General features: G+C 69.2%; 19 protein-coding genes and 1 pseudogene. 4 read left to right on the plus strand and 16 right to left on the minus strand.

Translation table 11 applies throughout. The features are described 5' to 3' along the window. Positions 1-61: 61 nt before the first annotated feature. The 3 genes from ACQEVZ_RS07345 to ACQEVZ_RS07355 all read right to left on the minus strand — a co-directional run bounded on the left by ACQEVZ_RS07345 (position 62) and on the right by ACQEVZ_RS07355 (position 2,292). A complete protein-coding gene (locus ACQEVZ_RS07345) occupies positions 62-442 on the minus strand; it encodes a hypothetical protein (protein ID WP_433363020.1) in 381 nt (126 codons plus the stop codon). Positions 443-781: 339 nt separating this feature from the next. Continuing rightward, positions 782-1,807, minus strand: a complete 1,026-nt coding sequence (locus tag ACQEVZ_RS07350; RefSeq protein ID WP_433363023.1) for a hypothetical protein — start codon at positions 1,805-1,807, stop codon at positions 782-784. After that, positions 1,804-2,292, minus strand: coding sequence for a SigE family RNA polymerase sigma factor (locus tag ACQEVZ_RS07355; RefSeq protein WP_433363026.1), 489 nt, complete (start codon positions 2,290-2,292; stop codon positions 1,804-1,806). Before ACQEVZ_RS07355 ends, ACQEVZ_RS07350 begins: the two co-directional genes overlap by 4 nt. 219 nt (positions 2,293-2,511) lie before the next feature. On the opposite strand from ACQEVZ_RS07355, the pseudogene ACQEVZ_RS07360 reads away from it, so the two are divergent. Then, a pseudogene (locus ACQEVZ_RS07360) lies at positions 2,512-2,706 on the plus strand (glycosyltransferase family 2 protein); the annotation flags it as partial. 745 nt (positions 2,707-3,451) lie between these two features. Here ACQEVZ_RS07360 and ACQEVZ_RS07365 read toward each other — a convergent pair. Further along, positions 3,452-3,601, minus strand: coding sequence for an aldehyde dehydrogenase family protein (locus ACQEVZ_RS07365; protein WP_433363029.1), 150 nt, complete (start codon positions 3,599-3,601; stop codon positions 3,452-3,454). 112 nt (positions 3,602-3,713) lie between these two features. On the opposite strand from ACQEVZ_RS07365, the gene ACQEVZ_RS07370 reads away from it, so the two are divergent. Both ACQEVZ_RS07370 and xylB read left to right on the plus strand, forming a co-directional pair. Next, entirely contained in the window at positions 3,714-3,896 is a 183-nt protein-coding gene (locus ACQEVZ_RS07370; RefSeq protein WP_433363032.1) for a hypothetical protein, read from the plus strand. Then, positions 3,893-5,323: a xylulokinase gene (gene xylB, locus ACQEVZ_RS07375; RefSeq protein WP_433363034.1), complete on the plus strand. Its 1,431-nt coding sequence runs from the start codon at positions 3,893-3,895 to the stop codon at positions 5,321-5,323. The genes ACQEVZ_RS07370 and xylB overlap by 4 nt, the downstream gene beginning before the upstream one ends. A gap of 193 nt (positions 5,324-5,516) precedes the next feature. Here the strand turns inward: xylB and ACQEVZ_RS07380 are convergent, their stop codons facing one another. Continuing rightward, entirely contained in the window at positions 5,517-6,872 is a 1,356-nt protein-coding gene (locus tag ACQEVZ_RS07380) for a ricin-type beta-trefoil lectin domain protein (RefSeq protein WP_433363037.1), read from the minus strand. Positions 6,873-7,490: 618 nt separating this feature from the next. On the opposite strand from ACQEVZ_RS07380, the gene ACQEVZ_RS07385 reads away from it, so the two are divergent. Next, positions 7,491-8,906, plus strand: a complete 1,416-nt coding sequence (locus ACQEVZ_RS07385) for a non-reducing end alpha-L-arabinofuranosidase family hydrolase (RefSeq protein WP_433363040.1) — start codon at positions 7,491-7,493, stop codon at positions 8,904-8,906. Positions 8,907-9,017: 111 nt separating this feature from the next. On the opposite strand, the gene ACQEVZ_RS07390 is transcribed toward ACQEVZ_RS07385, so the two are convergent. The 11 genes from ACQEVZ_RS07390 to ACQEVZ_RS07440 all read right to left on the minus strand — a co-directional run bounded on the left by ACQEVZ_RS07390 (position 9,018) and on the right by ACQEVZ_RS07440 (position 20,540). Continuing rightward, the gene (locus ACQEVZ_RS07390; protein ID WP_433363043.1) at positions 9,018-10,733 is read right to left on the minus strand and encodes a dihydroxy-acid dehydratase; all 1,716 of its coding nucleotides are present in this window, start codon (positions 10,731-10,733) and stop codon (positions 9,018-9,020) included. 106 nt (positions 10,734-10,839) lie between these two features. Continuing rightward, the gene (locus ACQEVZ_RS07395) at positions 10,840-12,348 is read right to left on the minus strand and encodes an aldehyde dehydrogenase family protein (RefSeq protein WP_433363046.1); all 1,509 of its coding nucleotides are present in this window, start codon (positions 12,346-12,348) and stop codon (positions 10,840-10,842) included. Next, positions 12,345-13,214 (minus strand): fumarylacetoacetate hydrolase family protein, encoded by an 870-nt coding sequence (locus ACQEVZ_RS07400; protein ID WP_433363049.1) that lies wholly within the window; start codon positions 13,212-13,214, stop codon positions 12,345-12,347. Before ACQEVZ_RS07400 ends, ACQEVZ_RS07395 begins: the two co-directional genes overlap by 4 nt. Before the next feature lie 160 nt (positions 13,215-13,374). After that, entirely contained in the window at positions 13,375-15,375 is a 2,001-nt protein-coding gene (locus ACQEVZ_RS07405; RefSeq protein ID WP_354904540.1) for an ABC transporter permease subunit, read from the minus strand. Then, positions 15,372-16,691: an extracellular solute-binding protein gene (locus ACQEVZ_RS07410; protein ID WP_433363053.1), complete on the minus strand. Its 1,320-nt coding sequence runs from the start codon at positions 16,689-16,691 to the stop codon at positions 15,372-15,374. Before ACQEVZ_RS07410 ends, ACQEVZ_RS07405 begins: the two co-directional genes overlap by 4 nt. 608 nt (positions 16,692-17,299) lie before the next feature. Next, positions 17,300-18,067: an IclR family transcriptional regulator gene (locus ACQEVZ_RS07415; RefSeq protein ID WP_344515474.1), complete on the minus strand. Its 768-nt coding sequence runs from the start codon at positions 18,065-18,067 to the stop codon at positions 17,300-17,302. Between the two features lie 339 nt (positions 18,068-18,406). Then, on the minus strand, positions 18,407-19,210 hold the full coding sequence (locus ACQEVZ_RS07420) for a polysaccharide deacetylase family protein (protein ID WP_433363057.1): 804 nt from the start codon (positions 19,208-19,210) through the stop codon (positions 18,407-18,409). Positions 19,211-19,486: 276 nt separating this feature from the next. Further along, the gene (locus ACQEVZ_RS07425; protein WP_433363060.1) at positions 19,487-19,633 is read right to left on the minus strand and encodes a hypothetical protein; all 147 of its coding nucleotides are present in this window, start codon (positions 19,631-19,633) and stop codon (positions 19,487-19,489) included. Further along, positions 19,623-19,790, minus strand: coding sequence for a hypothetical protein (locus tag ACQEVZ_RS07430; RefSeq protein ID WP_433363063.1), 168 nt, complete (start codon positions 19,788-19,790; stop codon positions 19,623-19,625). The genes ACQEVZ_RS07425 and ACQEVZ_RS07430 overlap by 11 nt, the downstream gene beginning before the upstream one ends. Before the next feature lie 49 nt (positions 19,791-19,839). Then, positions 19,840-20,265, minus strand: a complete 426-nt coding sequence (locus ACQEVZ_RS07435) for a DUF6924 domain-containing protein (RefSeq protein WP_433363066.1) — start codon at positions 20,263-20,265, stop codon at positions 19,840-19,842. Positions 20,266-20,276: 11 nt separating this feature from the next. After that, a complete protein-coding gene (locus ACQEVZ_RS07440) occupies positions 20,277-20,540 on the minus strand; it encodes a hypothetical protein (protein WP_433363069.1) in 264 nt (87 codons plus the stop codon). Positions 20,541-20,821 lie beyond the last annotated feature (281 nt).

The raw sequence follows: 20,821 nt of genomic DNA on the forward strand, positions 1-20,821 counted from the left end.
GCGCGGCCACGATGTGTCTCCCCCGGCAGCGTCAGGAACGGGCTCGGCCGGGCGGCCGGCGTCACCGCGCGGCGAGCGCCGGCTCGGGTGCCGCGTGCATCCGCCGGGCGACGATCAGCACCAGCGCCGCGGCGGCCACCGCGGCCGTCGCCAGTACGAGCCAGAACGGCACGTCGCCGCCGACCAGGAACACCGCGATCGGCGGGCCGATGGTGTTGCCGACCTGGAACACCGCCCACGCCGCGCCGGACGAGCGGCCGAGCGTGCCCTTCGGCGCGATCCGCTCGACGACGGTGTAGAACGCCGGGCTGTACGCGCACTCGCCCAGCGCGAACGTGACCATCATGACCACCAGGAGCGCGACCCGGGGGCCGCCGGTGAGCGCTCCGGCGGTGTAGGCCGCGGCCATGCGGTTCGCGGGAATGACCGGAGGCCATCGCACCGGGCGACCTGGTATTCATCCCGGGCAGCAACGGCCCCGACCAGGCGGCGTGGGGCGTAGTTGACCGGTTGGACCGCATCAGGCCGATTGGTCCTGACGTGGTGAAGGCCGAAGCCGACTACGTGCTCAAGGAGTACACGGAAGCCGGTTGGGAAAACACTCAGCCGGTTCAATGGGCATACGACAGCTTGATCCAGCGATCGAAGTGGTGATGACGAACGGCGACCACTACGAGATCTACGGCGAAGACGCGGACGACCTGAACCAGCACCAACTTCAGTGAGACAACGTCAACTTTCCGGTAGGGCCACGTGCCCGCCGGGTGGTCGGGCCTGAACCTCAACGTCCACCGATCCAGCTCATGTCCGGCCATGGTCCGAACTCAAACTCCTCGATGATCCGGATCAGGGTGGGCATGACCTGTTCGCCGCCGGGTCCATCGTCGAGTTGGGCGGACACCTCGATGCCGTCGGGCAGCACCAGGAAGAGCTGTCCCATCGCCGGCACCTGCCAGCCGCTCCAGTCGCGGATGCGGACCGGTTCGCTGGTGAACGTGTTCGCCAGGCGCATCTCGGCGCTGGTCCCCATGCTGATGATGAGCTGCCGTCCGCCGGTGCCGCTCACCCTCACATCCTGGACCCAGTCGGTGCCTGCAAATCCGTGTGCCAGCCGCCAGGGCGCGGCAGCAAGGTCGAGCGGCAGCCAGCCGAAGCGCGGGCCGACCGAGGTGACTCCCGGATCCGGCCGCAGTGAGCGCGCGACCCGGACGGCCAGGTTCTGTTGGGCGTCCGCGCCATCATCGGTGTGTACGCTGATCAACAGCTGCGGCTGGCCAGGCGGCTGCCAGGTGAGGAACGTGCCGAGAGTCTGATCGCCGACCTGGACGAGCCGACCTGGCACTCCATTGACGTCGATCGTTGTCAGTGGACCGTTCGGCCGGTCGGGATCGAGCGATGAGTGCCAGCCGACCATCAACGAGATCCCCTGGCTCATGTCGCCTGTCTGCCAGCCCCGCGAGACCACGGGTGCCTGCGTCCCATCCACGACGACGCCACGTTGCCCTTCGCCGTACCCACGGGGCAGCCATGTCGGACGGAAGCGCAGGGGAACCTCCAGCCAGCCGCCGCCGGGACCGGCGTACAGCACCGGAAACCTCGACTCCGGCGGCCGGGTGAAGCGCCACACTCCAGCCGCCGCGACGCCGGTGGCGGCCGCGACCGTACCGGCGCCGGCGAGCCGCAGGACCAGCCGGCGCTGGCGGTGCCGGCGCGCGCGGACGGCCAGCGAAGCGTGGATCCGCTCCGGTGGTGGGGCCTCGTCGGCGAGGGCGGCGAAGGCGCTTCGGATGGCATCGGCGTCGATCATTTGTCCTCCAGTACTGGTTGCGTCGCCGCCATCTCACGCAGTTTGGCCAGCGCACGCGACGCTTGACTACGCACCGTCCCCTCGGTGCAGTCCAGTAACGCGGCAATGTCGGCGTCGGACATGTCCTCGTAGAAGCGCAGCGCGATCACGAGGCGCTGACGGACCGGGAGGGTACGGATCACCTGCAGGATCGCCTCACGCAGCACGATCACGTCGACGTCATTCTGGGCCGGTGCCGGCCATTGGGCCCGTTCCCGGCGGAGGGCGGCAGCCACCCGCCGCCGGGCGGACAGCAGCTCATTCACGATCATCTTGCGCAGGTACGCGTCCGGTGCGTCCAACTCGCAGATCCGCGCCCACTTCGGCTGCGCCTTGATGAGGACGTCCTGGACGACATCCTCAGCCACGTGCGGATCGCCGGCCAGCACCGTCGCCTGCCGCAGCAGCGCCGGCAACCGCGCCGCCACGTACTCCTCGAATGTCAACTCGCCTCCCTGCTCACCCCTAACACGAAGCTGCGCGCCACCCGTGTTGCACGACAAGGCGGAATCATCGCGGCCTACGGCCGACCGGCACTCTGCTCGCCCGTCAGCGTCAACGGTCCAACTTGAGGCAGGACCAAGGAGGAGGTTCCGATGCTCTACGAGAGCCCTGCTGACTTTTGCGCCAAGTACGCCAAAGCGCACAGCCACGACAAGACCGATGGATTCGGCATGGAGGCCGAGGTCACCGGCAAGCTGCTGCGCGACCGGCACCGCCCCTACGAGGTGCCGATCGGCTACCGCGCCCGCACCCGCGAAGAAGGCAAGAAGATCACCTGGAAGGACGGCGTCGAAGCGCTGTGGATCCTCTCCCGCAAGCGCGTCCGCAAGCCGTCACACAAGCGCTGGGCCGCATAGCTGAGCCGCCTGTCATCGGCGGACGGCCCGCTGAACCGACGCCACCAACCACGCCCCGGGCCTCTCCCGCACCCCGGCTCCTTCCCGGCGCTCCTCCCCGATGATGGCGGCCAGGTCCTGGACCGGCCCGATCAACGCGCCGCACCCGGCCGCGTCAGCGCGCCGGGACTGCAGGTCGCCGAGCCACACCTCAAGCCCGGGCAGCTGTTCACCAGGACAGCGGCGCTGCACCAACCATGGTCAGGCGACCCGTTCCCGGTCACCGACACCGAACGCAACTGGAACCTTCACGGACGACACGGAGCCAGACTCCACGCACCTGGACGATCTCGGACTCCCGGAACTCCTCGCGCTACACACGCACAGCTTCGGCACCGACGTCGCCGACCTCGTCCAGCACTGCGCCGAACTCGGCGTGTTCCGCTGGCGCGCGCCGATCACCGCGGCCGTCGCCGAGCCCACGACCGTGGGGGCGTACCGCGACGGCGGCCTGCGGGTGCTGGTCACCGTCAACGTGTCGATCCCGATGAGGTCGCGCACGAGGCTGGTGACCTCGTCCACCGCGAAGGTCGTACGCCCGGCCAATGCCACCGATGCATCCTATTGGACAAGTAGGATTTCGCTCAACCGTCACGGCGGGCGACGAAAGCGTGCGTCAGGGTGCGGGAGAGCAACCGACCGGCTTCATCGGCGGTTCTGCGTCCGACCAGGGCTTCCTCGTTGGCGGCGCGACCGAGCCCATGGATCATCGCGTACATCCACTCGGGGGGACGCCGACCTCCTCCATGATGCGGGCCAGAAACAGCATGGTGAGTGGCGTCTGGGCCGCTGGCTTGGTGATCGTCGTGCAGCCCGCCGCCAGCGCGGGAGCGATCTTGCGGGCACCCATCAGCATCGGGCGATCGTTGCAGCATTCCGGCAGCGCCCGGCCGAGGTTTGGAAGGATATTGAACTAACCGGTTGGTGTGCGTAAAGTCGGTTCAACCGCGAACGACGGAGGCACCGCCATGAGTGGCTTCACGCCTACTCCGCAGCACAAGTTCTCGTTGGGTTTGTGGACGGTCGGCTGGTCCGCCCGCGACGACTTCGGTGACGCCACCCGCGCCCCCGTCGACCCGGTCGAAGCCGCCGGCATGGCGTTCGAGCGTCTCGATCAACTGACTATGGAACACCTGCGGGGCGTGCGATGACCCTGGTTGCCGGGGTCGACACGTCGACCCAGTCGACCAAGGTCGTGGTGTGCGACGCGGACACCGGCGAGGTGCTCCGCGAGGGCCGCGCGCCGCACCCCGACGGTACCGAGGCCGATCCGCGCCTGTGGTGGGCCGCGTACGAGCAGGCCAGCGCTGGGCTGCTGGACGGTGTCGCCGCGATCGGCGTCGGCGGGCAGCAGCAGGGCATGATCTGCCTCGACGAGGCCGGCGAAGTGGTGCGTCCCGCTGTGCTGTGGAACGACACCCGCTCGGCGCGCGCCGCGGTCGACCTCACCGACGAGTTCGGCGGCCCGCAGGCGTGGGCCGACGCGGTCGGGCTGGTGCCGGTGGCCAGCTTCACGGTCACCAAGCTGCGCTGGTTCGCCCGCGCCGAGCCGGATCTCGCGGCCCGGACCACCACAGTGCTGCTGCCGCACGACTGGCTCACCCACCGGCTGCGCGCGGACGGGGGCGAGCCGACGACCGACCGCGGCGAGGCCTCCGGCACCGGGTACTGGTCGCCGGCGACCGGGGAGTACCGCCGGGACCTGGTGAGGCTCGCCTTCGGCCGGGACCTGGCTGTGCCCCGGGTCGCTGGGCCCGCCGAGACGGTCGGCGAGACCGCGTCCGGTGCGGTGCTCGCCGCCGGCACCGGTGACACGATGGCCGCGGCGCTCGGCGTCGGCCTGCGGCCCGGCGACGTGGTGGTGTCGCTGGGCACCTCGGGATGCGCGTTCGGGGTGAGCGAGGTTGCGACCGCCGACGCGAGCGGGCTGGTGGCCGGCTACGCCGACGCGACCGGCCGGTTCCTGCCGCTGGTGTGCACGCTCAACGCGGCCCGGGTGCTGGGCACGGTCGCCGACCTGCTGGGCCGGTCGCTGGCCGAGTTCGACGAGTTGGCGCTCTCGGCGCCGCCGGGCGCGGGCGGGTTGACGCTCCTGCCGTACCTGGACGGGGAACGTACCCCCAACCTGCCCGACGCGCGCGGTCTGCTCGCCGGGCTGACCCGGGCGAACGCGTCGCCGGCGAACCTGGCGCGGGCCGCGGTGGAGGGCATGCTCGGCGGCCTCGCCGACGCCCTCGACGCGCTCCGCGCCCAGGGCACCCCGGTCGACCGGGTGCTGCTGATCGGCGGCGCGGCCAAGTCCCGCGCGGTACGGGCGGTCGCGCCGGCGCTGTTCGACGCGCCGGTGAGCGTGCCGAGCCCCGGCGAGTACGTCGCGCTCGGCGCGGCACGTCAGGCGGCCTGGGCGCTGTCCGGCGGTGCCGAGCCGCCGCACTGGCCTGTCGCGGCCGAGGAGGTAGCCACCGCCGGCACCCCGGAGGTGCACGAGCGCTACGTCGACGTCCGCCAACGGTCGCTACGACTGCTGACGCAACGGGACCGAGCGCGGCAGGTCGGACGCGGAGCGCAACGGCGTTGATCGCGCATGCCCTGCATCATCCCGGACCCGACACAGACACCCGGACATACCCAGCTCAGCCATCCGCCAACCGACTACGCAAAGGCCCTGCCCTTCCTGATGAGGCCGTACCGGTCGGCCGCGGTGACGTGGTCGTGGCCGTTACCGTTGAAGATGTCGCCGGTGGCCGTTCGACCACCGGCGACATGGCGGGTCAGTTGAGGCTGAAGCGTTGGTTGGCCTGGCCGTTGCAGTCGTAGAGCTGGATCTGCTGGCCGTTGCCGGTGCCCCAGACGTCCAGGCACCGACCGGACTGCACGCCGGTGATGGTGCCGTTGCTGTTGACGTTCCACTGCTGGTTGGCCTGGCCGTTACAGCTGTAGATCTGCACGGCCGACCCGTTGCCGGACCCGGCGGCGTCCAGGCACACGTTGCCGTACACGGTCAGCTGGCGGCTCGACGTGAGCGTCCACCGCTGGTTCGTCCCGCTGTGGCAGTCGTACAGCTGCACGCGCGTGCCGTTGGTGCGCGAGGAGTTCGGCACGTCGACGCACCGACCCGACTGCGCGCCGACGATGCGCTTGGCACCGGACGGCGGGGGCGGCGAGGATGACGCCGGGGTCGACGGCGACGAGGACGGCGAGCTCGGCGGGGTCGAGCTCGGCGGCGTGGTGCTCTCGAACTGCGTGAAGAACCGCCAGGCCTCCCCGGACGTCCAGGTCCGGGAGTCGTTGGGGCTGGTGGAACCATCCACCGGGCTGGGTGTGTGGTCTCCGTCGAACGCGATCCAGCGCACCGGGTATCCGGCCCGGCAGCCCGAGTAGCTCGTGGCGATGTGCGTGAGGCTGTTCTGCCCCGGCTCGGGCGGGTTCTGCGCGGTACACCCGTTGTTCCTGACGAACGTGTCGCGCAACGACCGTCCGTTCGAGATGTTCAGCACGCTGTCGTGCGTGCCGTGGATGCCCAGGTAGGCGACGGGCTGCGTGCCGCCGTTGCATCCGCTCAGGTTCGCGCCGGACAGCACCGCGACCGCGCGGAAGACGTTCGGCCTGGCGCAGGCGAGCGCATAGCTCATCGCGCCGCCGTAGCTCCAGCCCATCGCGTACACCTGGGCGGTGTCAACACACAGACCGTTCTCGATGAGGCTGGTCAGATCGTCGACGAGCGTCAGATCACGGCCGCCGGTGTTGGCCCAGCCGTTGTCGATGCCCTGGGGCGCCACGAAAATGGTGCTGTTGTTCGACAACGGCTGCAGCCCGTAGTAGCCGGCCGAGGCGACGGCATTGGCGGAGCCGTTCAACCAGTGCAGTCCGAAGACCAGCCGGTACGGATGACTGTTGTTGTAGTTGTCGGGGACTCTGAGGATGTACGTACGATTCTGGCCGCCGCTCTGGATGGAGCGGGTGCCGCTCGTGAGGGTCGGAGCCTTGCCGCATCCGGCGGTGGTGGCGAGCGTGCCGCTGGTACTCGCCTCCGCGGTCGCGTCGTGGCCGCTGGCCTGCCACCCGGCCGCGACCACGACGAGCGCCGCCGCGATTACCGCGACGAGCGAACCTCTGCGTCTTGACATCGTGCGATTCCTTCCACGAACACGTCACGCCGGACGTCGCGGTGCAACGCCGGGCGATGCCGTACGGGGGATTCGTGCGCGCCGATGTTGTCACGGCCATCACGCGAAGACAACATATTCCGAAACTCCTTCGGGACCGGGTGGAGTAAACGACCAGGAATGGAAGTTTCACGTCATCACACGCGACTGCGCGGCAGTACCGCACATAACACTTTTGCCGTGCCGGTCGCAGGGCTCGGCCATTTCCGGGCGCACCGCACCGGAGCCGGCGGCAATCGCGGCTCCTTGCAGAACTTGCGGATCACACGCTTGAGCGCGGTCCGGCACAGCGTCCCTCGCTCGGCGTGACGCCGGACGTTGGCCTACCTGCCGTCGGCAGATAAACATGACGCGTCTTTCGAAAGTCTCGAGCATTCCCGCGTCACTTGACGGCACACATGTGAGCGATAACATTCGCGGACGTCTGTCTCCCGCTTCCGAGTATCCGGCCGGTCCCACCCGGAGCTTTCTCCGCCGGATGGCTCTCCGCTGTCTGACCGGACGGAGGCGTGCGAGACGGTCGACCGCACGGGCGGCTGACGCGCCGCCCGACCACGCCCCGTTTCTCCGGAGGACCTGATGAAGTTCCCTCGCTCGCGGTCCTGGGTGGTGGTCGCCTGTACGGCGGGCCTCACCGTGGCCGGGACCGCCGCGGTGCTGACCGCGAACACCGCTCAGGCGGCCGCCGGCTGCCGTGTCGAATACGTCGTGTCCAGCTCCTGGCCGGGTGGCTTCAACGCCAATGTCACCGTCACCAACTACGGCGACGCCGTCAACGGCTGGAGCCTCACCTGGACGTTCGGCGCCGGACAGACCGTCACGCAGCTCTGGAACGGCTCGGTCGCCCAGTCCGGCGCCCAGGTCACCGTCACCAATGCCACCTACAACAGCAGCATCCCCACCAACGGCAACGCCGCCTTCGGGTTCAACGGCTCCTGGAACGGCTCGAACCCGGTCCCCACCGACTTCGCGCTCAACGGCACCGCCTGCAACGGCCCGGTCGGCGGTTCGCCGAGCTCGCCCGGCTCGACCAGCGCCAGCCCGAGCCGCAGTGCCAGCGCCAGCCCGAGCACCAGCCCGAGCGGGAACTGTTCACTGCCGTCGACGTATCGCTGGTCGTCGACCGGCGCGCTGGCCAACCCGAAGTCCGGGTGGGTGTCGCTGAAGGACTTCACCAATGTCGTCTACAACGGCAAGCACCTGGTCTACGCGTCGAACGTCTCCAGTGGAGGGTCGTACGGCTCGATGAGCTTCGGCCTGTTCACCAACTGGTCGGACATGGGTTCGGCCACCCAGACCGGGATGAGCCAGGGCACGGTGGCGCCGACGCTGTTCTACTTCGCGCCGAAGAACGTGTGGGTGCTGGCCTACCAGTGGGGTCCGAACGCGTTCAACTACAAGACGTCCAGCGACCCGACCAACCCCAACGGCTGGTCGTCGCCGCAGGCGCTGTTCACCGGCAGCATCACCGGCTCGAGCACCGGCGTCATCGACCAGACGCTCATCGGTGATGGTCAGAACATGTACCTGTTCTTCGCCGGTGACAACGGCAAGATCTACCGGGCCAGCATGCCGATCGGGAACTTCCCGGGCAACTTCGGTTCCAGCTACACGACGATCATGAGCGACTCGACGAACAACCTGTTCGAGGCGGTCGAGGTCTACAAGGTGCAGGGGCAGAACCAGTACCTGATGATCGTCGAGGCGATCGGCAGCCAGGGCCGCTACTTCCGGTCGTTCACGTCCAGCAGCCTGAGCGGGTCGTGGACCCCGCAGGCCGCCAGCGAGAGCAACCCCTTCGCCGGCAAGGCGAACAGCGGTGCGTCATGGACCAACGACATCAGCCACGGTGACCTGGTCCGCACCAACCCCGACCAGACCAAGACCATCGACCCGTGCAACCTGCAGTTCCTGTACCAGGGCAAGAACCCCAGCGCGGGCGGCGACTACAACCTGCTGCCGTGGCGGCCGGGCGTGCTGACGCTGCAGCGCTGACAGCAAGGCCCTCTGTATGCGGCCGGCGCACGTGCATCACCAGGTCCGCTTGATGATGCACGTGTCGCCGGCGATGGCGGCGGTGTGGGGGATGTTCACCGGGGTTCCTCGTCAGTGGGATTCGCGGGAGACCTCATCGCCGCTGGAGCCGAGCAGGAAGTCGAGGTCGGCGCCGATGTTGGCCTGGCCGACGGTGTCCACGTAGAGGCGCTCCCAGCCGCGCCGTGGGCGGGCGAAGGCGTTCACGGCGGCGGCGGCGGGCTCTCGGGCGGCGAGCTCGGCGTCGGGGATGTCGACGTCGAGGCGCCGGCCCGCGACGTCGAGAATGATCATGTCGCCGGTCCGGACCTTGGCCAGCGGCCCGCCGACGGCGGCCTCCGGCGTGACGTGCAGGACGACGGTTCCGTACGCAGTGCCGCTCATCCGGCCGTCGCAGATGCGGACCATGTCCCGGACGCCCTCGGCGAGCAGCTTGGCCGGTAGCGGCAGGTTGGCGACCTCCGGCATGCCGGGGTAGCCCTTCGGGCCGCAGCCGCGCAGGATCAGCACCGAGTCGGCGGTGACGCCGAGGTCCGGATCGTCGAGGCGGGCGTGCAGATCCTCGATCGAGTCGAAGACGACCGCCGGACCGCGGTGCGAGAGCAGTTCCGGTGAGGCGGCGGCGGGCTTGATGACGGCACCGTCCGGCGCGAGGTTGCCGTACAGGACCGCGATCCCGGCGGCCGGCTGCAGCGGCTGTTCCCGCGGGCGGATGACCTCGCGGTCGTAGACCCGCGCGGTGTCGAGGTGCTCCACCAGCGGCCGCCCCGTGACGGTGAGCGCGGCCGGGTCGAGCAGGTCGCGGACCTCATTGAGGACCGCGTGCAGGCCCCCGGCCCGGTACAGGTCCTCCATCAGGAAGCGGCCGGCCGGTTGGAGGTCCACGAGGAGCGGCACGTGCGAGCCGGTACGGTCGAAGTCGTCCTGCGTGAGCTCGACGCCGAGCCGGCCGGCGATGGCCAGCAGATGGACCACCGCGTTGGTGGAGCCGCCGAGGGCGGCGAGGGCCACGATCGCGTTGAGGAACGAGCCCCGGGACAGCACGGTACTGGGCCGCCGACCGGCTTCGATCATCTCCACGACGAGCACACCGGTGGCGTGGGCGGCCTCCAGCAGGCGGCTGTCGGGCGCGGGAATGCCGGCCACGCCGGGCCGGGTCATGCCGAGCACCTCGGCCAGCAGGCCCATGGTGGAGGCGGTGCCCATGGTGTTGCAGTGACCCTTGCTGCGGATCATCGAGGATTCCGAGCGAACGAACTCGGCGGCGCTCAGGGTGCCGGCGCGGACCTCCTCGCTCAGCTGCCAGACACCGGTGCCGCAGCCCAGCGGGACGCCGCGGAAGGTCCCGGTCAGCATCGGGCCGCCGGGCATCACGACGGCGGGCAGGTCCACCGACGCGGCGGCCATCAGCAGGGACGGGATGGTTTTGTCGCAGCCGCCGAGCAGGACCACGCCGTCGATCGGGTTGGCCCGCAGCATCTCCTCCGTCGCCATCGCGGCCATGTTGCGCCACAGCATCGCCGTCGGGCGCACCTGCGTCTCCCCCAGCGACACCACCGGCAGGTTCAACGCGATGCCGCCGGCCTCGTAGATGCCGTCGCTGACGCTGCGGGCGACCTCGTCGAGGTGGGCGTTGCACGGGGTCAGGTCGGAGGCGGTGTTGGCGATCGCGATGTGCGGCCGGCCGTCGAACGCGTCGGCCGGCAGGCCTCGACGCATCCAAGCCCGGTGGATGTAGCTGTTGCGGTCGTTGCCCGCGTACCACTGCGCGCTGCGACGTGGCTGCATGCGCCTTCCTCTCAACATTCCACGAAATATTGCATCAGACCATCGTCCACATCGGACATGGCAAGGTGCAGACTCCCGTCGTCTGCCGGGTGACAGGGCGCGACGGTCATCCGCGATCCAGCGTTCCGCTGACGCGGCGCGGGGTGCGGCCGTGCTCGGGGACGTCGCGCAGCTCGTCCGGCAGCAGTTCCTGGGGGACGTCCTGAAAGCAGACAGGGCGCAGCCAGCGGCGGATCGCGCTCGCGCCGACACTGGTGTGCAGGGCGTTGGTGGTGGCGGGGTAGGGACCGCCGTGGTGCATCGCCCAGGCGACCGCCACACCCGTCGGGTAGCCGTTCCACACCACGCGCCCGGCCGTGCGGTGTGCGTGGTCCAGCAGCCGGGTGGCCAGCGGCCGGTCCTCGTCATCGGCGTGGATGGTCGCGGTGAGCGCGGGCCCGAAACGGCGCAGCGTGGTGAGGGCGTCGTCGTCGGTGTCGTACTCGACGACGATCAGCTCCGGCCCGAAGCACTCTTCCAGCAGCGTGCCCTCGAGCGCGTCCGGCCGGGCCCGCAGCAGCAGCGGCGAGCCCCGGAAGCCCTCGGCCGGCCCGTCGCCGCCCCGGGCGAGCACCTCGACGCCGGCGGCGGCGAGCAGGGACTCGGCCCCGTCGGCGTACGCGTCGGCGATGCGCTCGCTCAGCATGATGCCGGCGCCCGCCGCGGCGACCCGGTCGACGAGTGCCTGCGTCAGCGCAGATCCGGCCGCACCGGACGGAACGACCGCGATCCCCGGCTTTGTGCAGAACTGCCCGACGCCGAGCATGAAGGAGGCCGCGAGCCCGTCGCCGATCTGCGCGCCGCGGTCGCGTGCGGCGGCGCGGCCGACCACGAAGGTGTTGACCGCGCCGACCTCGCCGTAGAAGGGGATCGGCGCCGGCCGGGCGGCGGCGAGGTCGGCGAGCAGCCGGCCGACGCGCAGCGAGCCGGTGAAGCCGACCGCGGTGATGTCCGGGTGCTGCACGAGCCGCGCCGCGGTCTCGTCGCGGTACACGAGCGACACCACATCGGTGCTCAGGCCCGCGGCCCGGGCGCCGGCCAGCAGCGCGTCGCGGGACAGCAGCGAGGTGGCGGGGTGGGCCGGGTGGACCTTCGCGATCACGGAGCAGCCGGCGGCCAGCGCGGAGGCAGTGTCGCCACCCGGAACGGAGAAGGCGAACGGGAAGTTGGCGGCGCCGAAGACCGCCACCGGCCCCAGCGGGACAAGTATCCGGCGCAGATCCGGGCGCTGACCCATCGGGGTCGAACCGGCGTGGTCGATGGCCGCCTCGAGGTACGCGCCGTCGTCGAGCACGCCGGCGAAGAACTCGAGTTGGTACGCCGTGCGGGTCAGCTCCGCGTTCAGCCGCTGCCGGCCCAGGCCCGTCTCACGGTCGGCCACCGCCACCAGCGCCGTGCGGCGCTCCTCGACCGCCGCCGCCATGGCCCGCAGCATCGCCGCCCGGCCGGAGCGCCCGGCCCCTTCGAGTTCGCGGTGTGCGGCGCGGGCGCGCTCGCCCAGCCGGTCGAGGTCCTCGGCGGGGACGTCGAACACCTCGGTGGTGGCGCCGGTGCTCGGGTCGATGCTGGCGATCACGATGCCCCCGCCTGAGGGATTCCGCGCCGGACCGGGTTGGTCAGAGTACCGATCGCGTCGATGGTGATCCGCACCGTGTCGCCATCGGCCAGGGTGAACGGCGCCGGCGGCACAAGACCCGTTCCGGTGGACAGCACTGCACCGTCAGGATGAACATCACCACGCATGATGTAACCGACCAACTCATCCAACCGCCGGTGCAGCGACGACGTGCTGGTACGTCCCCGCCAATGCTCGCGACCGTCCCGTTCGATCGAAAGGTCGATCGCGAGTGCATACGGATCGCTGACATCCCAGGCAGGCGTGATCCACGGACCGAGGGCACACGACCCGTAGTAGGTCTTCGCCTGCGGCAGATACAACGGATTCGCGCCCTCGATACTGCGCGACGACACGTCGTTGCAGACCGTGTAACCAACGATCTCACCGAACCGATTGATCACGACAGCAAGCTCCGGCTCCGGAACATCGACCTCGGAGTCAGCCCGGATACCGATCGGCGCACCAGGACCGCGAACCCGCCACGGCACCGACTTGAAGAACAACTCCGGTCGCTGCGCGTCGTACACCAGCGAATACACATCCGCGGCCCGCTCACTGTCCTCGATACGGGCCTCCCGCGACTCCCGATAGGTGACACCACAGGCCCACACCTCGGTCGACGCGTCGACCGGGGCCAGCAACCGCACCCCGGACAGCGGCACCACAGGACCCGACACGGACCGGGACAACCGCGCCCGCAACTGCGTGGCCGGCAGATGCCACAACTGCGCCAGCGCCGAGACGCCCTCGACCTCGACGACCGCGCCATCAGTATGAAGTCCGACGTGGACGTCGCCGTTCAACTCGTACCTGACGATGTTCAAGGCCTGCACTCTCTGAAGTCGTCCGTGCAATTCGTCAGCAGGCAGTCCGGGCGGAAATCAATGCCGAGACCGGGGCTGCGGAGCCCGCCACCGGCGTTGTCGGCCGGGCTGCCCGGACTGCCGGGGTCCACTGGGCTGCCTTCGCAGGGGCGGGCGGGTGTCAGCCCTTCACCGCGCCCGCGGTGAGGCCCTCGGTCAGGAAGCGTTGCCCGAAGGCGTACATCAGTACCACGGGGATGCTGACGAGCAGCGACGCGGCGGCGAGCTGTCCTTGCGGGACGACGTCTCCGGTGATCATCGCCTGCATTCCGACGGGGAGCGTCTTGTATTCGTCCTTGGTGAGGAATACGAAGGCGAAGAGGAACTCGTTCCAGGCATTGGTGAGGGTGAACAGTCCGACTGCCAGTAGGCCCGGTTTTGCCAGCGGCAGCATCACCCGGCGGAACGCTTGGAGGCGGGTGCAGCCGTCGACCAGCGCGGCCTCCTCGAGCTCGGTGGGGATCGAGGAGAAGTAGCCGGTCAGCAGCCAGGTGGCGAACGGCAGCGTGAAGGTCGGGTAGGTCAGCACCAGCGACCACAGCGAGTCGTTGAGCCGCACGCCGATGAGCAGCTGGTAGAGCGGGATGAACAGCAGCGCTCCCGGCATCACGTAGGTGAGCAGGACCGTGACCGTGAAGCTCTGCGCCCCGCGGAACCGCAGCCGGGCCAGTGCGTAGCCGGCCAGGGCGGCGCAGAGCAGTGCCGCCACGGTGGACGTCAGAGACACCAGCACGGTGTTGAGGTACCAGCGGCCGAAGGGCTGGTTGGTGAACAGGTCACCGAACTGTTGCAGGGTCCACGGCGTCGGCCACAGGTCGCTGTTGTGCATGACGATCTGGTCCTCGGACTTGAAGGCCGTGACGGCGATCCAGTACAGCGGGCCGAGCACGAAGACGAGCAGCCCGGCCAGCGCGACACCAGATCCCAGGCGCGAGACCAGGGACGACGCCCGGCGGTGCCCCCAGGTTTGCAACGCCGTAACCACCCGGCCCACGACCGCGGCGACCAGCAGGATCACCGCGAGGACCACCGCGGCCTTCCAGAAGATCTGGGGTGATGCCCAGGCCAGCAGACCGGCGACCGTCACGGCCATGGCCCATGGCATTGCCTTGCGCACCGGCCCGGGCGGTCGGGAGGGCGCGCCGGCGTCGTTGCGGCGCATCAACCGGACCAGGACGAACACCAGCACGCCGATGACCGGCAGCATCACGAGCGTGACTGCCGCTCCCGCGCCGTACTGCAGCTGCAGGATCGCCTTGGAGTAGGCGACGAGCACATACGGCGCGGTCGCATCGCCCGGGCCGCCCTGTGTCAGCAGCCAGATGAGGTCGAAGTTGTTGAACGTCCAGATCGACGACAGGGTCACCGTCACGGTGATGACGTGGCGCAGGCCGGGCAGGGTCACGTGGATGAACCGCTGCAGCGATGACGCGCCGTCGATGGTCGCCGCCTCGTAGAGGTCCGCGGGGATGGCCTTCAACCCGGCGAGGAACGTGACGGTGAAGAACGGCACGCCCTTCCACACGTTGACGAGGATGACCGACGGCATGGCCAGCGACGGGTCGGACAGCCAGCCCGCGGGCCACTCGTCGACCAGGTGCGCGGCGGCCAGCAGGGGGCCGATGCCCGAGTCGGTGAGCAGCGTGTTGACGCTGCCGAAGATCGGGTCGAGCAGTGCGCGCCAGCTGAACGCCGTCACCACCGTCGGCACCACCCACGGCAGCAGGAGCAGCCCGGCCAGCACGGCCCGGCCACGCCGCCGATGGTGCAACAGGAGTGCCGCGGACAGACCCAGCACCACCTTGAACACCTCGGCGTACGCGGTGAACACGAACGAGTTCAGCACGCCCGTGCGGAACTGCTCGTCGCCGGCGAGGGCGATGTAGTTGCCCAGGCCGACGAACACGCTGTCCTGCCCGTGCCGCTCCGTCGTGCTGGTGACGACGGAACGGCCGATCGGCACGAGCACGAGCCCGCCGACCAGCAGGGCCATCGGCGCCAGGAACAGCGCCGCCAGCCGCCAGTCGCGACCCAGCCGCCGCTGGGTCGTCGTGAGGGAGCCGCGCCCCGGCGACGGGGATGTCTTCGTCGCCGGGGGCGGTGGGGTCCGCACCGATGTCACTGGGGCAGCCCCTGCTGGTTGAAGATCTGCACCATCTTGGCGTGGGCGGCGGTCACGGCCTTGTCGGGCGCCGTGCCCTGGACGACCTGCTGCATCATGTCGGTGAGGACGTACGCGGCGGTGGCGGCCTGCTGACCGGCGTTGGCCTTCTGCGGGAAGGCCAGGCCGTTCTTCGTCTTCAGCGGCAGCGACAGCTGGGTGATCTTGCGCAGGACGGGGAACGCGGGGTCGCCGCTGGTGAAGAACGGGTCGGAATCCCACACCTTCTCCCAGGCGGGCAATGCCAGGCCGGGCGCCTCCTTCGCCACGCCGAGCAGCGCCTTCGCGCTGACCAGGTACTGCGCCAGGAGCTTGGCGAGCGCCGCGTTCTTGGCGCCCTTGAAGATGACGAAGCCCTGGGACTGGCCGAGCAGGAGGGGCTTGTCCGTCGCGGGTCCGATGCAGTCGGCGAAGACGTGCGTGTTGTCGTAGACGGGATTCTTCTTGGTCTTGGAGTCCGCGTAGACGCTGAACTGGTTGCGGGTGTAGCCGAGGATCCCGGCGAGCCAGTTCTCGTTGTTGCTGGAGTCGGTCCAGGCGGCCACGCCCGGCGGCAGCATCGGCTTGTACTTGGGGTTGGTGTAGATGTCGCCCAGGAAGCTCACCGCCTGCACCGTCTCGGGCGAGTCGAAGAAGACCTTCTTGCCGTCGTTGTCGACGATCGACCCGCCGTAGGCGTTGATCAGTGCCTCGATCATGCCGTTGGCGTCACCGGACCGGTTCACGGTCATGCCCCAGCCGTACCGGCGCTTGCCCGGATCGGAGATGGCCAGGCACAGGTCCCGCAGTTCCTCCCAGGTGTAGATCTCCTTGGGGGTGATGCCCTTCTCCTGCATCCAGTCCTTGCGCAGGAAAGACCCGATGCCGATGAAGTGGTACGGGATGGCGAACCACTTGCCGTCGAAGACGCAGAAGTTCTTGGACTCCGCGGTGGGCTCGCCGTACTTGGCCGTGAGCGCCTTGACGACGTCCGTCACATCCTCCAGGTCGCCCAGCGCGTGGAACTGCGCCACGAACCGCGAGTCGGTCATGAACGCCAGGTCGCGCGCCACACCACCCTTCACCTCTGCGTCGATCTTGGCCACCACATCACCGGCGTCGGCCTGGACCAGACTGTTCTCGATCTTCGTCCCGGTGGCGTCGGCGAACGTCTTGATCGAGCTGTCGAGCGCAGCGTTCGCCGCCGTCGAGTACAGCTTCTGCGACAGCACCCCCATCAAGGAGCCCTTCAACGACGCCGCGGCGTCGAGCAGTTCCTGCGGAACCTCCGGCTGCACCTTCGGAGCCGACTTCGAGGGACTGTCCCCACATGCGGCCAGACCAGCCGCGCCGAGCACGCCCAAACCCACTCCCAGGAAGCCGCGCCGGGACCACGACGGGTTGTTCTCCATGACCATTTACCTCCTTTGTCGCAAGCCATCAAATGATCCGAAGGCTCAGCGGTGCGGGGACGGCGATGTGCCAATTCCACCGCCGGAACGGTCTGATACTTTCGATCGACTTCCGAACTGTTCTGCGCGTGCCGCACGCTACGGCCGCTGATCGCGGCGGGTCAATACCCACATTGAACAGTTACATCCGAATGACTTCGGTACCTGGAAAAATGCGTGCGACATTGATGTTCGTGACTAGAAATAGAACGGGGATCCACGGACGCCAGGTGTCGAATCGGGTGATACGGAACTCCCTTCCGTAGGCGAGGATCGTCAGTCCACACAGGACAGCGCGATCCACTGCGGCGTGTTCTCGTGAGCACATCTCAACGCGGTGTTCGATATTTCGAACGGAGTTCGATATCTCGATAGGACGCGACGGTAGAGGACCGAGTGAGAGGTGTCAATGAGGCCGATGGACAGTCGGCCACATCGTGCGCCGAACGGGCGCGTCAGCGCGGTGCGCGGTATCCCAGCCGGGTCGACAACGCGACGGCACCCTCGCAGACCAGCCGCGTCCACTCCGCGTGCGCCGTGGGCGTCCAGCGGATGATCGGCGCGGAGACACTCATCGCCGCGACCGTCTTGCCGGTGTGGTCGCGGACCGGCGCTCCGACACAGCGGACCGCGCTGTCGGACTCGCCGTCGTCGACCGCCACGCCCTCGGCGCGGATGCGATCGAGCTCGGCACGGAACCGGTCCGGGTCGGTGATGCTGTCCGGCGTCATGGCGGACAGGCCGCCGGGCGGCAGGAGCGCGTCAAGGTCGCTCGGGTCGAGGCTCGACAGCAGCATCTTGCCGACGGCCGTGCAGTGCGCGGGCAGCCGCCGGCCGACCGCGGACACCATCCGGACCGGGTGCGTGCTGTCGACCTTCACCAGGTAGATCACATCCGCGCCGCTGAGCACAGCGACGTGCACAGCCTCGTCACAGGCCGCAGCGACGTCCTGCGCCACATCCTGCGCCTCGCGGACCAGGTCGAGCTGGCCGGCGAACGCGGCACCAAGTTGGAACAGTGGCATGCCAAGCCGGAACTGGACCGGTTGGCCGGGCACCGAGATCAGATACGAGCGGGCGACCAGCGTGACGAGCAACTCGTGGACGGTGGTCCGAGGCAGGCCGAGCCGTTCGGCGATCTCGCGGGCCGACAGCCGGGGCTGGTCCAGGAAGAGTTCGAGGATGTCGAGGGCGCGGATGACCGCCGGTACCACGCGAGGCATGCACAGTCCTTTCGAGGTACCGAACCGTGTTCGACATCTCGACACGGCCGTATCGCGACAGGATAGCGCTGATGCGGTACGCCAACCGGCCCAGCCGGATCTCGCCCTTGCCGAAGATCTCCTCCGTACAGGTCAGGCGCATGTCGGCACTCGTGGAGGATACCGCCGAGGCGACCATGTCTTGCCGTTCCGGTCGTGATCAATGGGCCGCCCGTGGATAGGACGACCCCGGCGCAACCGCTGCCGACCACCGCTCGACTCGGTGCTGAGCAACAGCCAGCCGACGGGCCGGGTGCGGCCCGGCCGCCGTCAGGACCGGCTGAGTTGCCCGGCGGTCTCCTATCGCAAGGTTTGGGCCACGCTGGTCGGCGCCGGGAGGGCGATCAGGGTGAACCGGCCCGCCAGGTCGGGCAGGATCGTTCGCAGCGCGGCGACCGTCTGCGGCCCCGCGCCGTCGTGCAGGAGCACGATCCCACCAGGACGAGTCTTCGTCAGCACGGTATTCACGACCGACTGGACCCCCGGGCCGCTCCAGTCCCGCGGGTCGACGGTCCACGAGATCGACGTCATGCCCAGACCGGCCGCGATGCTCACGATGTCCGGCGACCAGTTGCCGCCAGGGGCGCGGAAGTAGCCGATCACCGCGCCGGGTGCGACCGCCCGGATCGCGTCGATGGTGCGTTGCATGTCGGATCTGATCTGATCAGGCGTACGGGTGCGCAGCATCTCGTCGTGGCTCCACGAGTGGTTGCACAGGGTGTGCCCCTCGGCGACCATCCGCCGGACCATCTCAGCGCGCGCAGCGACCTGCCGGCCGACCATGCAGAACGTCGCCTTGACGCGGTGCTGGGCCAGCAGGTCCAGCACGGCGGGGGTGTCGTCCCACGGGCCGTCGTCGAAGGTCAGCGCGACCGCATCCGACCCCGTCTTGCGCACCGTCCCAGCCGGGCCGTCACCCGTCGCGACAACCGGCGACGACACGGACGGCGAGGCCATGGGGCTCGGCACGCTCGGTTGGACCGTCGGCTCCCGGTGCTCGGCGACCACCGGCACCGCCGCGACCGGCGCGGCCACAGCAGGCGCGGGCGGGCCGCTGCCGCCGCGGCTGCCACCGAGCGTCAAGGTCAGTATCAGGATCGTCAACCCGAGTACGGCGATGCGGCGCAACGGCACGGAGGCACTCCAACTCGGTCCGGACCCGTCAGGGCTCCACGATGTTACAGAACAGACAGATGCCGGAACTCTTCGGTTGCCGAGGCTCCGGTCGGCGCGGCCGGAAACCTCCGCCGTCGTCACGCGCGGCCGCGGCCAGGAGGACCTCGGTGGTGACGCCGGCGCTTCCGCGCCCGCTACGGCGACGCCTCGGCCGAGTGGCGCCGCCTGCACGACCCCGGCCCCGGCTGACGGCTGCGAAAGCCACTATCCGATGCACGCGACGAGGGCGATCGCGGAGAGGCCGAGCCCGCCTGCGGCGCTGACGATGCCGGCCGCGCGCTCGCGGCGCCGATCGGGCGACGCCAGGACGTGCGCCCGCGCCGCCGCGCCGAAGGCCAGGCTACCCAGCACGAACCAGGGCCCAGAGGCCGAGGTACCAGCGGCTGATGCTCCGCAACGCCGGGTCGATCGCGACCGTGCCCGCCTCGACCAGGATGCCCTGCCCGACGAACAGCATGCCGGGCCGGGTCAGCACGGTGGCGGCGCCCCATCCGCAGCAGACCAGCACCGTCCAGTCGAGGTGCCCCCTGTATTGAGCAGACGGGTCGGCAAGGTGTTCAGAAGCCTCGGAAGACGCCGTCTGGACCGGTGGACCGCGCGAACTCGAAGTAGTCCATGTTTGCGATCGACAGGTTGTTCTCGATCGACTGCACCTGCCGTGGCAGGGTTCTGAACGGTCCCGAGCTGTCCCTGGCATTGAGGTTGATGACCAGGAGCGGGTGGTTCGGCGCTGAGACGGCAACAGCGTCGACCACGAACAGGATCGGGTGCCGGTACTGATGCGGGTAGGCACGACGGTAACCGGCCGCGATCGCCACGGCATCCAGGCCTGCGAGCGTCCGGTCCTCGACGAACTCGACGTCAGCGCCGAAGCCCTCCTCCGTTGGGGCGGTGATCTCCTTCATGAGTCGCCGCCAGGTGCTGTCGTCGCTGAAGTCTGCGCGCACGACCGGGACACCTTGCGTTGCGGGAAGGTCAGCCATGCATGCAGGCCTTACTTGTGCCAGTCGGCACTGTCGATAAAACCGATCGGTACTTCGGCGACCCCGGCTGGTAGGCCGGGCTCCACCGACACCATCTTCCCGGCCTCAACGTCGAGCACGATGGTTTTCGGCACCGCCGACGCTGGATCGATCGGCGACCCTGGCGCCACTGGAGCGCCCGGATCCGCGGACGCGCTCCCGGGCACGAGCGTCCCCATCGTGAACACGAGGGCGGCGCCAGCGACACCGAAACGGCTAACACTCTGGCCGGTCATCGACACCCCTCATCCGTGAACTACGCACGTGGCGCGGCTGCTGACAGGACCCCGCCCGGGACCACACCAGGCCCGTCGCGCAGCCACCGAAACCTCACATATCCCGGCTCGAATGACGCTACCCCCTGCAAGCGATCGAAAGGCGCCTCCGAATTCGTGTCGAGCATGGTCCGGCCCAGATGACGGGGTGGTGCGGTTCGACCGAATGCACGCTTGGTCGACCAAGCTTTGGCACCGAACTCGATCTTCGGATGGGTTACGGCATGCGGTGTGTTGCTGGA

The sequence above is a fragment of the Dactylosporangium sp. CA-152071 genome, assembly GCF_050936335.1.
In the GTDB taxonomy this organism is placed as follows: Bacteria; Actinomycetota; Actinomycetes; order Mycobacteriales; family Micromonosporaceae; genus Dactylosporangium; species Dactylosporangium maewongense.

Excerpts from the sequence above, each read along its gene's own strand:
- ACQEVZ_RS07350 (WP_433363023.1), bottom strand. The coding sequence starts at position 1,807 with ATGATCGACGCCGATGCCATCCGAAGCGCCTTCGCCGCCCTCGCCGAC.
- ACQEVZ_RS07365 (WP_433363029.1), bottom strand. The coding sequence starts at position 3,601 with ATGCTGATGGGTGCCCGCAAGATCGCTCCCGCGCTGGCGGCGGGCTGC.
- ACQEVZ_RS07370 (WP_433363032.1), top strand. The coding sequence starts at position 3,714 with ATGAGTGGCTTCACGCCTACTCCGCAGCACAAGTTCTCGTTGGGTTTG.
- xylB (WP_433363034.1), top strand. The coding sequence starts at position 3,893 with ATGACCCTGGTTGCCGGGGTCGACACGTCGACCCAGTCGACCAAGGTC.
- ACQEVZ_RS07380 (WP_433363037.1), bottom strand. The coding sequence starts at position 6,872 with ATGTCAAGACGCAGAGGTTCGCTCGTCGCGGTAATCGCGGCGGCGCTC.
- ACQEVZ_RS07385 (WP_433363040.1), top strand. The coding sequence starts at position 7,491 with ATGAAGTTCCCTCGCTCGCGGTCCTGGGTGGTGGTCGCCTGTACGGCG.
- ACQEVZ_RS07390 (WP_433363043.1), bottom strand. The coding sequence starts at position 10,733 with ATGCAGCCACGTCGCAGCGCGCAGTGGTACGCGGGCAACGACCGCAAC.
- ACQEVZ_RS07415 (WP_344515474.1), bottom strand. The coding sequence starts at position 18,067 with ATGCCTCGCGTGGTACCGGCGGTCATCCGCGCCCTCGACATCCTCGAA.
- ACQEVZ_RS07435 (WP_433363066.1), bottom strand. The coding sequence starts at position 20,265 with ATGGCTGACCTTCCCGCAACGCAAGGTGTCCCGGTCGTGCGCGCAGAC.
- ACQEVZ_RS07440 (WP_433363069.1), bottom strand. The coding sequence starts at position 20,540 with ATGACCGGCCAGAGTGTTAGCCGTTTCGGTGTCGCTGGCGCCGCCCTC.